Annotated in this window: 12 protein-coding genes; 7 read left to right on the top strand and 5 right to left on the bottom strand. The window is 42.4% G+C overall.

Annotation, left to right across the window (positions count from 1 at the left end; translation table 11 throughout):
- Nucleotides 1-5 precede the first annotated feature (5 nt).
- Nucleotides 6-2,420 carry a phenylalanine--tRNA ligase subunit beta gene (pheT, locus tag HNR53_RS11095; RefSeq protein WP_184525920.1) on the top strand — a complete coding sequence of 805 codons (2,415 nt, stop codon included), beginning with the start codon at nt 6-8 and terminating at the stop codon, nt 2,418-2,420.
- Between the two features lie 149 nt (nt 2,421-2,569).
- Here the strand turns inward: pheT and HNR53_RS11090 are convergent, their stop codons facing one another.
- The 5 genes from HNR53_RS11090 to zapA all read right to left on the bottom strand — a co-directional run bounded on the left by HNR53_RS11090 (nt 2,570) and on the right by zapA (nt 8,053).
- Nucleotides 2,570-2,977, bottom strand: a complete 408-nt coding sequence (locus HNR53_RS11090; RefSeq protein WP_184525918.1) for a DUF350 domain-containing protein — start codon at nt 2,975-2,977, stop codon at nt 2,570-2,572.
- Nucleotides 2,978-2,994: 17 nt separating this feature from the next.
- Complete coding sequence (locus HNR53_RS11085) at nt 2,995-5,352, bottom strand: endonuclease MutS2 (RefSeq protein ID WP_184525916.1); 2,358 nt, start codon at nt 5,350-5,352, stop codon at nt 2,995-2,997.
- 72 nt (nt 5,353-5,424) lie between these two features.
- Nucleotides 5,425-7,140: a DNA polymerase/3'-5' exonuclease PolX gene (gene polX, locus HNR53_RS11080; RefSeq protein WP_184525914.1), complete on the bottom strand. Its 1,716-nt coding sequence runs from the start codon at nt 7,138-7,140 to the stop codon at nt 5,425-5,427.
- Nucleotides 7,141-7,240: 100 nt separating this feature from the next.
- The gene (locus tag HNR53_RS11075; RefSeq protein ID WP_184525912.1) at nt 7,241-7,786 is read right to left on the bottom strand and encodes a CvpA family protein; all 546 of its coding nucleotides are present in this window, start codon (nt 7,784-7,786) and stop codon (nt 7,241-7,243) included.
- A 15-nt stretch (nt 7,787-7,801) separates the two neighbouring features.
- Entirely contained in the window at nt 7,802-8,053 is a 252-nt protein-coding gene (gene zapA / locus HNR53_RS11070; protein WP_184525910.1) for a cell division protein ZapA, read from the bottom strand.
- Between the two features lie 109 nt (nt 8,054-8,162).
- On the opposite strand from zapA, the gene rnhC reads away from it, so the two are divergent.
- From rnhC to trxA, 6 genes are all read left to right on the top strand, one after another.
- A complete protein-coding gene (gene rnhC, locus HNR53_RS11065; protein WP_281391820.1) occupies nt 8,163-9,119 on the top strand; it encodes a ribonuclease HIII in 957 nt (318 codons plus the stop codon).
- Nucleotides 9,120-9,226: 107 nt separating this feature from the next.
- On the top strand, nt 9,227-10,918 hold the full coding sequence (locus tag HNR53_RS11060; protein ID WP_184525906.1) for an AMP-binding protein: 1,692 nt from the start codon (nt 9,227-9,229) through the stop codon (nt 10,916-10,918).
- 216 nt (nt 10,919-11,134) lie between these two features.
- Nucleotides 11,135-11,908 (top strand): enoyl-CoA hydratase, encoded by a 774-nt coding sequence (locus HNR53_RS11055; protein ID WP_184525904.1) that lies wholly within the window; start codon nt 11,135-11,137, stop codon nt 11,906-11,908.
- Nucleotides 11,909-12,047: 139 nt separating this feature from the next.
- Nucleotides 12,048-12,821: an electron transfer flavoprotein subunit beta/FixA family protein gene (locus HNR53_RS11050; protein ID WP_184525901.1), complete on the top strand. Its 774-nt coding sequence runs from the start codon at nt 12,048-12,050 to the stop codon at nt 12,819-12,821.
- Between the two features lie 32 nt (nt 12,822-12,853).
- The gene (locus HNR53_RS11045; protein WP_184525899.1) at nt 12,854-13,831 is read left to right on the top strand and encodes an electron transfer flavoprotein subunit alpha/FixB family protein; all 978 of its coding nucleotides are present in this window, start codon (nt 12,854-12,856) and stop codon (nt 13,829-13,831) included.
- Nucleotides 13,832-14,098: 267 nt separating this feature from the next.
- Nucleotides 14,099-14,413 carry a thioredoxin gene (trxA, locus tag HNR53_RS11040; protein WP_184525897.1) on the top strand — a complete coding sequence of 105 codons (315 nt, stop codon included), beginning with the start codon at nt 14,099-14,101 and terminating at the stop codon, nt 14,411-14,413.
- The last annotated feature ends 92 nt before the right edge of the window (nt 14,414-14,505 follow it).

Here is a 14,505-nt window from a genome sequence, read left to right as displayed (position 1 = left end):
CATTAATGTTTGTTTCATATAAATGGCTGCAGGATTATGTCGATCTATCCGGCATGAGCTGTTCAGAGCTGGCAGAAAAGATTACAAAAAGCGGAATCGAAGTAGAAGGGGTAGAAAAGAAAAGCGAAGGATTAAAAGGTGTCGTGATTGGACATGTGCTAGAATGCGAGAAGCATCCCGATGCAGATAAACTGAATAAATGTCTAGTGGATATCGGTGCGGAGGAACCTGTACAGATCATCTGCGGAGCACCGAATGTGGGTAAAGGACAAAAAGTAGCAGTGGCCACAGTGGGTGCCGTTCTGCCAAATAATTTTAAAATTAAAAAAGCCAAACTTCGCGGCGAAGTATCTAATGGAATGATCTGTTCTCTACAGGAACTTGGCATTGAATCGAAGTTAGTGGCGAAAGAATATTCCGTTGGGATTTTCAACTTCCCGCAGGATGCTAAAGTGGGAGAAGATGCCCTAGAGGCTCTGGCGCTCGATGATGAAATTTTGGAATTGAGCTTAACTCCTAACCGTTCTGATGCTTTAAGCATGCTTGGTGTGGCGTATGAAGTCGCGGCCATTCTAGGCCGTGAAGTAAAATGGCCGGTCATTGAAAAAGAAGAAGCTGCGGAAAAAGCATCTGATTATATCAGCGTCAAAGTGGAGGCAGCGGAAGATAATCCACTATATATCGCAAAAATCGTAAAAGATGTAAAAATCGCACCATCTCCACTATGGATGCAAACACGCTTAATGAATGCCGGAATCCGCCCGCACAATAATGTAGTTGATATTACGAATTATATCTTGCTGGAATACGGACAGCCGCTTCATGCGTTTGATTATGATCGTCTGGGTTCGAAGGAGATTGTGATCCGTCGTGCCAAAGAAGGAGAAAAAATCACAACCCTTGACGATACAGAACGTACATTAACAGCGAATCATCTAGTGATTACGAACGGTGCTGAGCCAGTTGCGATTGCCGGAGTCATGGGCGGTGCCAATTCCGAGGTAAAAGAAGATACGACGACCGTTATTATCGAAGCAGCTTACTTTGCCGGACCTGTTGTGCGTAAAGCATCGAAAGATCATGGATTGCGCAGTGAAGCAAGTGCCCGCTTTGAGAAAGGGGTAGATCCGAAAAGAACTCGCGCTGCAGGAGAAAGAGCGGCACAACTGATGGCTCAATATGCAGGGGGTACGATTTTAGCAGGAACCTCTGAATATAACAATATGAAAATGGAACCTGCGGTTATTTCCATTACCCTAGATAAAATCAATACGGCGCTTGGAACGAACATTTCAGCTAAGGAAGTAACCGATATCCTTACCCGACTAGGCTTTGATGTGAAAGTAGAAGGAGAAGATTTCGTTATTACCGTTCCGACCCGCCGTGGTGATATTACCATCGAAGCAGATATCGTGGAAGAGGTTGCTCGTCTGTATGGCTATGATAATATTCCTTCTACCCTGCCAAAAGGCAGTGCAACTGCCGGAGCCTTGACGGATTATCAACAAAAACGCCGTCTTGCGCGCCGTACTTTAGAAGGTGCAGGGCTTTATCAAGCAACTACTTATTCCCTTACCAGCATGGAAAAAGCTGCTCAACTTGCTTTAGAAAAGCGGGAACCTGTCCGTTTGGCGATGCCGATGAGTGAAGAAAGAAGCCAATTGCGGATGAGCATTCTGCCGTCACTATTAGAGGCAGTTAAATATAATAATGCCCGTCAAATTGATTCTGTAGCGCTGTATGAAATCGGCTCAGTATTCTTAAAGCAGGAAAACGATCAGCTGCCTGAAGAAAGAGAACATGTTGCTGCTGCGATTACCGGTCTTTGGGAAGCGAATCCGTGGCAGGGTGAGAAAAAAGCAGTTGATTTCTACGTTCTGAAAGGGGCATTGGAAGCATTGTTTGCTGCACTCGGGGTAACAAGTCAAATCGAGTACCGCCAGTCAGCTTTGGAAAATATGCATCCAGGCCGGACTGCAGAAGTTCTGCTGAACGGCGAGGTGATTGGCTTTGTTGGCCAGGTTCATCCAACACTGCAAAAAGAGCTCGATCTAAAAGAAACATATGTATTTGAATTGTCATTTAAGAAAATAGCAGCGGCAGAGGTTGAACCTATTTCCTATCAATCGATTCCGCGCTTCCCATCTATTACAAGAGATATTGCTCTAGTAGTCGAGCAAAATAAAGCTGCCGGCGAACTGGAAGCGATCATTGCTGAAGCAGGAGGGGCGCTGTTAAAAGAAGTTCATGTCTTTGATTTGTATGAAGGCGAACATATGGAAGCCGGTAAAAAGTCACTGGCCTTCTCTTTAAAATATTTTGATCCGGAACGCACATTAACGGATGAAGAAGTAACAAAAGCACATGAAAAAGTATTACAGGCCGTTGCCGATAAAGCCGGAGCCGTTTTACGCGGTTAATAAAGAAAAAAGGATGTCACCGGGCTTTTGAAAGCCTGGTGGACATCCTTTTTTAATTGAAAAATACCATATAAATAATTCCTATTAAGAGGAAAATTGCACAACAAATAAATAAGATTTTTGCCAACTTTTCCATTACTCTGCTCTCCTTAAATGATACCGGCGCCAATGACGAATGACAATGCGATGGAAATAATCATGGAAATCAATCCTACCGCCCGGTTATCCTTTTCGATCTCTTCATCGATCTTGAAAGTAGGTGTCATAAATTCAAAAATAAAGTAGCCGATAAGCAGTAAAATAAATCCAAAAATCCCCCAGCTAATCATGGTCATAAATGAATCGTTATGTTCAATGGAATAACGAAAGATATTGACGATGCCAAATATCTTACCGCCTGTCGCCATTGCCACCGCAATATTCCCCTTTTTAATTTCATTCCAGTTTTTGTACTTTGTCACAAGTTCAAACACAGCTAAAAATACAATTAAACATAAAATGACAACACTATAATTCGCTGCGGTAAGTACATATTCGTTTTCCCAAAATTGATTCATTTAAGACACACCTTCTTTTATTTAAACTCGACTATCGTAACCCCAATACCGCCTTCACTATGATCTCCGAAACGAATATGCTTGACGGCCCGGTGGTTTCGCAAATATTCCTGTACTCCCTGCCTTAAGGCACCGGTTCCTTTCCCATGGATAATGGATACGCGGGGATATCCGGCGAGCAGGGCATCATCAATGTACTTTTCCACTCTTGCTAGAGCATTCTCATACCTTTCACCGCGTAAATCTAATTCCAGACTGACATGGAAATCCCTTCCTTTCACGGTGGCAATGGTTCGTTGTTCGACTGCTTTAGGGGTCTGGATATATTCAAGGTCGCCTACTAACACTTTCATTTTCATGATTCCGATCTGCACTTCCCATGAATCAGAAGAAACCTTCTTGAGCAAATGACCTTTCTGATCAAAACTTAACACCTTGACTTCATCCCCAGGGTGAAACTCATGTTTATTGGTTTTACGCAATGCTGATGATTTGGCTTTCTTTTCTTTTGGTGCTGCTTCTGTTAATTTTTTTTGCGCTTCAATCAGTTCATGTTCTTTAATTTCTGTTTGTTTTTCAGCACGCATTTTTCGTAAATCATGAATGATCGCATTTGCTTCCCGTTGTGCTTTTTCAATAATTTCGCGGGCTTCATCTGAAGCTTTATCATAGAGCGAGTCTCTCTTATCATAGTACTCGACCATTTGTTTCTGTAAATCCTTTTGCAGCATTTCCGCATTTTTCAATACATCATGTGCTTCCTGCAGTTCATTTTCTGCTTGACGTTTGCTTTCTTCAAGCGATGCAATCATATTTTCAACCTGATGGCTGTCCGCGCTAACGAATGTTCGGGCCATATCAATAATCCGTTCATTTAACCCAAGCCGTTTGGAAATTTCAAAGGCATTGCTTCGCCCAGGAACCCCGATCAATAAGCGATATGTCGGACTTAATGTCTCAACATCAAATTCGACGCTGGCATTAACGACTCCTTCTCTGTTATAACCATATGCTTTTAACTCAGGATAATGTGTAGTCGCAATGACCCTTGATCCGCGCCGGTTGACCTCATCTAGAATGGATATGGCTAAAGCGGCACCTTCCTGCGGATCTGTGCCGGCACCCAGCTCATCGAATAAAACGAGGCTGTTATAATCCGCCCTGCCGAGGATATCGACAATATTGACCATATGGGAAGAAAAGGTACTTAAGCTTTGTTCAATGGACTGCTCGTCGCCAATATCAGCATAGACCGCATCAAATACAGCCATTTCCGAACCATCGAGGGCAGGGATTTGCAAGCCGGATTGCGCCATTAACGTGCAAAGACCGACTGTTTTCAATGTGACCGTTTTACCGCCGGTATTCGGTCCAGTTATCACAATCGTGGAAAAATCCTTGCCGATGACAATATCATTGGCTACTACTTCATCAATGGGAATTAATGGGTGTCTGGCCTTTATTAAAGAAATTCTGCCTTCATCATTCATCGTCGGCTTAGAAGCTTTAATTTTGTGACAATAGCGTGCCTTGGCAAAGAGAAAATCAATATGGCCAAGCACCTTGGTAATGATCTCAAGTTCAATGCTATGTTCAGCCGTTTGTGCGGAAAGCAGAATGAGGATCCGCTCAATTTCCTGCTGTTCCTTGATCCGGATACCCTGTAACTCATTATTAAGCTGGACAATGGACGCGGGCTCGATAAATAATGTTTGACCGGATGAACTTTGATCATGGACAATACCGCCATAATGACCTCTATATTCCTGTTTTACCGGGATAACAAAGCGGTCATTCCGAATCGTAACAATGGCGTCAGAGAGCATTTTTTGTGCATTCGAGGAGCGGATCATACTTTCCAGTCTTTCCCGCACTCGTGCTTCCTTTGTCCTGATTTGATTCCTTAGTTGCCGCAATGTTTCACTGGCACTGTCGAGCACTTCGCCATTGTCATCAACGGCGTTTTTAATTGATTGTTCCAGCTCGGCCAGAACGATTATTTTCTCTGCTTCCTGCTCAAGATTTGGCAATGCATCATGCTCTTGGGCGAAATCCTCAATAAACCGTTTCATCGTCCGGCTGGCATGAACCGTGCTGGCTACATGCATTAATTCATGCGGGCTTAAGCTGCCGCCAATCACCGCCCGTTTAATATCGGGGCGGATATCGAAAATACCGCCAAGCGGTACATTTCCTTTTAAGCGCAATACTTTAACCGCTTCATCCGTTTCTTCCTGACTTTGCACGACTTCAGCAAAATCAGTAGAAGGGGCTAACTTTTCCGCTAGTTCCCTCCCCAATGTAGATGAAACATGTTCAAGAAGCTGTTCTTTCACTTTATCAAATTCCAATACCTTAAAAACCTTTTGCTGCATGGAGATATGTTCCTCCCTAAAATAGAAGTAGAAGGCGCCAGCCATTCGGCGCCTGAAACTGGAAGTTTCACTTTATTGGCGTTCACGTAAAAAAGTGAGTAATTCTTCTTTTTTCCAAGTATTGATCACGCTGGCTTTTTTAATCCAGCCTTTTTTGGCACTTGAAACACCAATAGACATATGATTCAATGTTTCCAATCGATGCGCATCAGTATTAATCGCCAATTTAACTCCCGCATCCTGAGCTTTCTTGATATTGGCTGCAGATAAGTCAAGGCGGTTTGGATTCGCGTTTAACTCTAAGACCGTATTGGTTTCCTTTGCGAGTTCGATAAGCAGGTCCATATCAACCTCATATCCATTCCGTTTCCCAATCAGTCTTCCTGTCGGATGGGCAATAATGTCTACATTGGCATTATACAGGGCTGTTTTTAAACGTTCCATTATTTTTTCCTTTGGCTGGGAAAAAGAAGAATGGATCGAAGCAATGACGATATCCATTTCAGTCAGAATTTCATCGCTGAAATCAAGAGTGCCATCCGGCAAAATGTCCATTTCAATTCCGGAGAGGATGGTAAAATCAGCAAATTTCGCGTTCAGCCTGTTAATTTCTTCCCGCTGTTTTTTTAAGCGCTCAATCGTCAATCCGTTGGCGACTTTTAAATACTGAGAATGATCGGTTACCGCCATATACTGATACCCTCTATTGCGGCAGGCTTGCGCCATTTCCTCAAGCGAATGTGCCCCATCACTCCAGGTTGTATGCATATGGAGATCGCCCTTTATGTCGTCAAGCGAAATTAACCCGTAGTCCTCATAATAGTGTTCAACCTCAGACCCATCTTCTCTCAGTTCAGGAGGGATGTATGGCAGATCAAAGTGAGCATAAAATTCCCTTTCTGAAGCAAAGGTCAGCACCGTGCCTTGATCGTTATTTTCAACCCCGTATTCACTGATTTTTTCGCCTCTTGTCTTCGCCAGCTGGCGCATCCGGACATTATGTTCCTTAGAACCGGTAAAATGATGCAGCGTCGTGGCGAATTCCTCCGGCTGTACAAGGCGGAAATCAATCGAAACATCATAATCCAGGTCGAGAACAATTGATACCTTTGTATCCCCGGCGGCAATCACCTCTTTTACCTCGGCAATGGTTAACAGCTGCTCTTTCACGAGGATCGGCTCTTCCGTCGCAATGATAAAGTCCAAATCCTTAACTGTTTCCCTCATCCTCCGCAGACTCCCGGCCCGGGAAAATTGCTCTATATGCTCCATTGAGGTTAAAGCCTTTTCAATTTTTTCTGCAACCGAAAGCATATAGGCGAGCGGAAGCCGTTCAGGTCTGCCGCCTGCCGCAAGCAAAGACTGGAGGAGTTTTTCCTCTGTTTTCTTGCCAAATCCGCTTAACGTCTGCACCTGATGATTCCGGCAGGCTGTTTCAAGATCTTTGGCATTTTCTATCCCAAGCTCTTTGTACAGCCGTGATATTTTCTTGCTTCCCAGTCCAGGTAATTGCAGCAGTGGAATCAGTCCTTTTGGAACATCCTCTTGAAGTTCCTTCAGAAGGGAGGATTTGCCTTCCTGTCTGTACTCTTCAATGACCGCAGCTGTTCCTTTTCCAATCCCTGGCAAAGAAGTCAAATCAGTTAATTCTTCCCACGGACTTTCACTTAATTCCAAGCTTTGCGCTGCTTTTCTAAAAGCAGCTGTTTTAAAGGAGTTTTCACCCTTTAATTCCATATAGACAGCAATCGTTTCTAATAATCGAATGACATCTTTTTTATTGATCATTTTGTATTCACCTGCTTAGCAGCATTCTTTTTATGAAAAAGTTTATTTAATTTTTATTAGTATTCTCCCTTAAAAAGAAAACTTCTCTGTTAAAGAGAAGTTATAGCGTTTCCGGCTGATTTATCCACAGATCCCCAATCAGCTGTGACAAAAATGGTGTATGCTTCAGCATCATTTCTGCCATGGAGGAGTCTGATAAACTGGTTTGCACAGCTTCAAGCGGCAGGAGCGCGGCTATTAATAATAGGATAAACATGATAAAATAGACTTCTATAAATCCCAAAATACCTCCTGCCCATACATTCAACTGCTTGATTACCGGAATTTTGGCGAGAAAATTCAGCATATTGCCGATAATATGAAGCAGGATGTTCACAGCAAAAAAAATCACGACAAAGGCGATGGCGCGATAATAAACTTCTTCCAAATTAGCATCGTTAAAGAGTAATGAAAAGGTGGAATCAGTACTTGATACAGGATATGGGATCCACATTGTGAGTTTCGGTGCAAGCTGTTCGTGGTAGTGAAAAGCAGCGAAAGAAGCAAGAAAAAAACCAGTTAGATGGATCAGCTGCCGGATAAATCCTCGCTTTAAACCTATAAAAAATCCAAAACCTAAAACGATCCATACAGCGAGATCGAGCATAACTGTATCAGTCCTTTACTTATGTACTTCTTTTTCAAGCTCTTCAAGCCGTTCTTTTATTTTTACATAATCGTTAACGGCATTAATGGCTGTTAAGACAGCCAGTTTAGTGGTATCGAGTGCAGGATTCTTTGAGTGAATTTCTCGCATTTTTTCATCGACCATTAAAGCCACATGCCGAATATGGCTGGCACTTTCTGAGCCAACTATAATATACTGATTTCCGTATATTTCAACCGTAATGCGGGTTTTTTCCGTTTGTGACAAGCTGCATGCCTCCATTCAAAAGAATCCTAAACATAATCATAACATGAAACCTGAATAAATTTAAAGTAGAAGGATGTCAAATATAGTCAAAATAGAAGGAGTGAAACATTTGAACCAGGTTGTACTACAGAAAAATGCCCAGGAAATAGCGAAAATGAAGGAGTATTATGATTCCAATTTAACAGGAAAAACACCGCAGGGCGGGGTTTTTACGGCAAAGACAAATCATTGCACCATTACTGCTTACCGTTCTGGTAAAGTGCTTTTTCAAGGTGCTGGCTGTCAGGAGGAAGCAAGAAGATGGGGGGCACCCGGCGTTAAACAGAATTCGAATTCCACAGCAGCCCGGAAAACAAAAGCAGTCGAAAAGCGGCCAGGTGCAGGTCTTCCTGCTAATATCAGCAGTCTGTCTGTTATCGGATCTGATGAGGTGGGAACAGGGGATTTTTTTGGTCCGATTACAGTTTGTGCCGCCTATGTAAAAAAAGAAGAGATCCCGCTTCTGCATGAACTTGGTGTGCAGGACTCGAAAAATTTGAACGATGAAAAAATTTCCGCGATTGCGAAGCAGATCATAAAGATTATCCCCTACAGCCTCTTAGTGCTGCCTAATGAAAAATATAATTCCATGCAGAAAACAGGCATGTCACAGGGGAAAATGAAGGCACTCCTTCATAATCAGGCTATCCTGCATCTATTAAAAAAAATAGCACCTGAAAAGCCGGAAGCGATTTTGATTGACCAATTTGCGAAAGAGGAAATCTATTACGGATATTTAAAGGGGCAAAAAAATATTCAAAGAGAAAATGTTTGTTTCAGCACGAAAGCAGAAGGAATCCATACCGCTGTGGCAGCCGCATCCATTATCGCCAGATATGCCTTTGTGCAGCATTTTGAAAAACTAAGTGTACAAGCTGGGTTTAAAATTCCAAAGGGAGCAGGAGCGCAGGTGGATGCAGCCTGTGCCCGCTTAATTAAGGAAAAAGGCAAAGAGGTGCTGCCGGCATATGTGAAGTTGCATTTTGCCAATACAGACAAGGCCTTTAATATCCTGCGGCGAAAATAACCGTCTTCTGAGTGAATTAAGATAGTTCTATTCATGTTGCAAGGGGGAATACAATAGAATAAGATGATCGCTTGAAACTCTTGGCCATGTTAAAGGAGGAGTTCACGATGGATCAAAAACTATGGCATAACCTATATCCTGAAGATATCCCCCATGGATTAGACTATCCTGAGACGCTGCTGCATCATTTTTTACGCAAAACAGCAGCAGAGTTTCCAGATAAACCAGCCATCCATTTTTTAGGAAAGGAATTGACCTTTCGATATTTATATGAAGCAGCTGAAAAGCTGGCAGGATACTTGCAAAGTATTGGAATCGTGAAAGGGGATCGGGTGGCTGTCATGCTTCCGAATACCCCTCAGGCAGTTATCAGCTTTTATGGAATCCTCATGGCAGGAGGAATCGTGGTCCAAACAAATCCTCTATACACGGAACGGGAATTAGAATATCAGATGAAGGATTCGCGGGCAAAAGGTATCATCACCCTTGACATTTTATATCCAAGAGTAACGAAGATAAAGGATCATACAGACTTACAGCATATCATTATAACCGCTATTAAAGATTTTCTCCCCTTCCCAAAAGACATCTTCTATCCATTTATCCAAAAAAAACAATACGGCATCGTGGTAAAGGTCCAGCATGAGGGCTTTTGTCACTTATTTACGGAAATCTTAAAACAGCCAAAAAGAACGCTAATTGAATATGAGCAAAATCAAGAAGAGGATATTGCACTGCTGCAATATACAGGAGGCACCACCGGCTTTCCAAAAGGAGTGATGCTGACCCATAAAAATCTTGTCGTGAATACATCGATGTGCACAGCCTGGCTGTACAGATACAGACGCGGAGAAGAAATCGTGCTGGGAGTTATTCCGTTTTTTCATGTTTATGGGGTGACAACCATCCTGATTTTAGCGGTGATGCAGGCGTATAAAATGGTGCTGCTGCCGAAATTTGATGTGAAGACGACGTTGAAGACCATCCATAAACAGCGCCCTACCTTATTCCCCGGGGCTCCTACCATTTATATCGGACTGTTAAATGATCCGGATGTGCAGAAATACGATCTTTCCTCGATCGATTCATGTTTGTGTGGTTCCGCTCCGCTGCCTTTAGAGGTACAGGAGAAGTTTGAGAAAACAACCGGTGGAAAACTTGTTGAAGGCTATGGGTTAACGGAAGCCTCGCCGATTACCCATGTGAATTTCCTTTGGGACCATCCGCAGGTAAAAGGGAGTATCGGTGTACCGCTGCCTGATACAGATGCGGCTATTTTTTCTCTGGAAACCGGTGAAATCCTGCCCCCCGGCGAAATGGGGGAGATGGCTGTTAAAGGTCCGCAAGTGATGAAAGGCTATTGGGAGCGAGCGGATGAAACAAAGCAAACCTTTAAGGATGGCTGGCTCTTAACAGGTGATCTTGGCTATATGGATCAGCAAGGCTATTTTTATATGGTTGATCGTAAAAAAGACATGATCATTGCCGGCGGGTTTAATGTTTATCCCCGTGAAATCGAAGAGGTTCTTTATGAGCATCCGGCTGTTAAGGAAGCGGTTGTAGCTGGAGTTCCGGATCCGTACCGCGGGGAAACGGTAAAAGCCTATATCGTTTTAAAGGAAGGTTCTAATGTAACGGAAGCGGAACTGAATGAGTTTTCTCGAAAAAATCTGGCTGCATATAAGGTTCCGCGCAAATACGAGTTTCGCCTGGAACTGCCAAAGACGGCCGTAGGAAAGATCTTGCGCAGAGCCCTCGTCGAAGAGGAGAACCGCCACGGCAATCAAGAAAAAGACTGAAGAGAAATTGCTGACTGACTCGCTATTTTCCATGAGTCAGTTTTTTTAAAATTAAAACTGAGCACATGCTCATGTAACGATCGATCCAGTTTGGTGGGTACAAAATATTATTTTTCAAAAACTTATCAGAAAAATTAAAAAAATGGAGGAAAATGCAGAACAATAGAGAATAACATTAAAAATATGAAAGTAATTATAATTTAGGAGGAAATCCATATGGAAAATTTGCGTTGGTTTCATGAAGACATGGTTGCCGTTGTCCAAATTTCCAGTCCACCGGCCAATGCCTTATCGTCTAAATTACTGCAGGAATTGTCAGCAGTCTTCGATGACATTGAGGCGAATAACGAAATCAGGGTAGTACTGATTCACGGGGAAGGGCGTTTTTTTTCAGCAGGAGCAGATATTAAAGAGTTTACAGAAACAGAACCCGGAGAAGGATTTACTAAGCTGGCAAAATACGGTCAAAATCTTTTTGAAAGAATTGAAAGCTTTCCCAAGCCAGTCATCGCTGCGATCCATGGAGCTGCATTGGGAGGCGGTTTAGAATTAGCCATGGCATGTCATTTCCGTTTAGTAACAGAGGGAGCAAAACTGGGTCTTCCTGAACTATCGCTCGGTTTGATTCCTGGATTTGGCGGAACGCAGCGTCTGCCGCGTTATGTTGGAACAGCAAGAGCCGCAGAAATGCTGTTTACGAGCAAACCCATTACAGGATTAGAGGCTGTTCAGTTAGGATTGGCCAATCATGCCTATAAAGATGAAGAACTGCTTGAAAATGCGAGCACAATGGCCAAAGATATTGCCAAGAAAAGTCCGCTTGCGCTTCGTGCGGCAATCAAATTATTAAACAAGGCAAAAACAGAGGAATTTTACCAAGCGGTGAAGAAGGAAGCGAAATTATTTGGCAAGATTTCCGAATCAAAGGACAGTGCTGAAGGAATTTCTGCTTTTATCGAAAAAAGAGAAGCTGTTTTTTCAGGGAAGTAAGGCGATGTACCAAGTGTAAAGTATGATAGTTGATCATACTTTATTACTGTATTTTGAATTCAAAAAATTTAGATATATTATTATTTTCGGAATACATTTATAATTAAAATGGTAGAAAATATTTGAGGGAGGTAAAAGGATGAATATTTTTGTGTTACTAAAAAGAACATTTGATACAGAAGAAAAAATCAGTTTATCATCAGGGAAAATCAATGAAGACGGTGCGGAATATATCATTAATCCTTACGATGAATATGCTGTTGAAGAAGCACTGCAAATCAGAGATGCCCATGGCGGGGAAGTAACCATCGTGACGGTAGGTACAGATGAATCTGAGACGCAAATTCGTACAGCTTTAGCAATGGGAGCAGATAAAGCGGTTCGAATTAATATAGAAGATGATGTTGAATTCAGTGATCAATCTACCACAGCAAAAGTCATTGCTGAGTATTTAAAAGATAAGCAGGCTGATATTATTCTCGCAGGAAACGTGGCGATTGATGGCGGGTCAGGACAAGTCGGACCCCGGGTGGCAGAACTGCTGGGGATTAATTACGTGACGACCATTACCAAAATAGTTCTTGACGGAAACAATGCCACAGTAGTCCGCGATGTAGAAGGGGATTCTGAGGTCGTTGAAACAAGCCTTCCTCTGCTTGTCACAGCGCAGCAAGGATTAAATGAACCACGTTATCCGTCATTGCCTGGAATTATGAAGGCAAAGAAAAAACCCTTGCAAGAAATTGAATTAGATGATCTTGATTTGGATGAGGATGAAGTGGAAGCCAAAACGAAAACAATTGAAATTTTCCTTCCACCTAAAAAAGAAGCGGGTCGAGTACTGTCCGGTGAATTAAATGATCAGGTAAAAGAACTGGTACAACTGCTTCATACAGAGGCGAAAGTGATTTAACTTTATAAAAAAAAACGGGAGGCAGTGAAACAATGGCGAAAAAAATATTAGTGCTGGGAGAAGTTCGTGATAATTCTTTGCGTAACGTATCTTTTGAGGCAATTGGAGCGGCAAAGGCAATTGCAGACGGAGGCGAAATTATCGGGCTGTTAGTTGGGCAGTCTGTAAGCGCTTTAGCTGCGGAATTGATTTATTACGGTGCAGATCGTGTCATTACCGTAGAAGACGAGAAATTGAAGCAATATACACCGGATGGATACGCACAGGCCATTCTATCTGTCATGGACGTCGTAAAGCCGGATGGAATTATTTTAGGTCACACAGCACTTGGGAAGGATGTTTCTCCTAAACTAGCAGCAAAATTGAACTCCGGTTTAGTTTCCGATGTCACAACTGTGGAAGCCGCAGGCGGCAACATTGTGTTTACAAGACCCATCTATTCCGGAAAAGCATTTGAGAAGAAAATTGTTACGGATGGTTTCATTTTAGCCACAATCCGTCCGAACAATATCGCACCTTTGGAAAAAGATGAGTCCCGCACTGGCGAAGTATCATCTGTATCTGTTGCAATTAAAGATTTACGTTCTATTATTAAAGAAGTAGTCAGAAAAGCAAGTGAAGGCGTTGACCTATCTGAAGCCAAAGTCGTTATTTCCGGCGGCCGCGGTGTAAAAAGTGCGGATGGTTTCAAATTATTAAAGGAAATGGCAGATGTATTGGGCGGTGCAGTAGGTGCATCACGCGGGGCATGCGATGCAGATTATTGCGATTATTCATTGCAAATTGGCCAAACAGGTAAAGTAGTCACACCGGATTTATATATTGCATGCGGAATTTCCGGGGCTATCCAGCACTTAGCGGGAATGTCAAATTCAAAAGTGATTGTGGCCATCAATAAAGATCCGGAAGCGAACATCTTTAATGTTGCGGATTATGGAATTGTTGGTGATCTTTTTGAAGTGGTTCCATTATTAACGGAAGAATTTAAAAAATTATTAATTAACGCATAAACTGAACAGGAAAACATTTTTTCCTTAGATATAAGATTGAAACTGTCGGTCGACCTGTCACGTTCTGTCCTAAATGGAAGCAGCAGGAATTTGAAAAGAGCCGGCGGCCGGCAAATACATATTCATTTTGAGCATGCGCTCATTTTTTTGCCGGAATACTTCAGAACTGTTAGGGGAAAAATAGGCTATGAAACAAATTATTAGCATTGCTCAAAAAACGGTGATATACTTTCGTTATATTTAGAGTTATTTGAAGGAGGCAATAAAATGGCAATTGTACATGCAACAGATGCAACTTTTGCAAATGAAACAGAATCCGGCTTAGTGCTGGTTGATTTTTGGGCACCATGGTGTGGACCTTGTAAGATGATTGCACCAGTTTTAGAAGATCTTGATTCTGAAATCGGCGAAAAGGTAAAAATCGTTAAAGTCGATGTCGATGAAAATCAAGAATCAGCCGGAAAATTCGGCGTTATGAGTATCCCGACTTTAATCGTCTTAAAAGACGGTGAACTAGTGGATAAAGTGGTTGGATTCCAGCCTAAAGAAGCACTTGCTGAGCGTTTAGAAAAGCAATTTTAATTGATACGAAGAATAATAACTCCCCCTGGCATCATGCCAGGGGGAGTTATTCTATACATGTACCATTATTTGACTTGCCCAATTGCCACTTA

It is taken from the genome of Bacillus benzoevorans (assembly GCF_014207535.1).
Taxonomy (GTDB): domain Bacteria; phylum Bacillota; class Bacilli; order Bacillales; family Cytobacillaceae; genus Bacillus_BD; species Bacillus_BD benzoevorans.
This window is presented reverse-complemented; position numbering and strand designations above follow the sequence as displayed.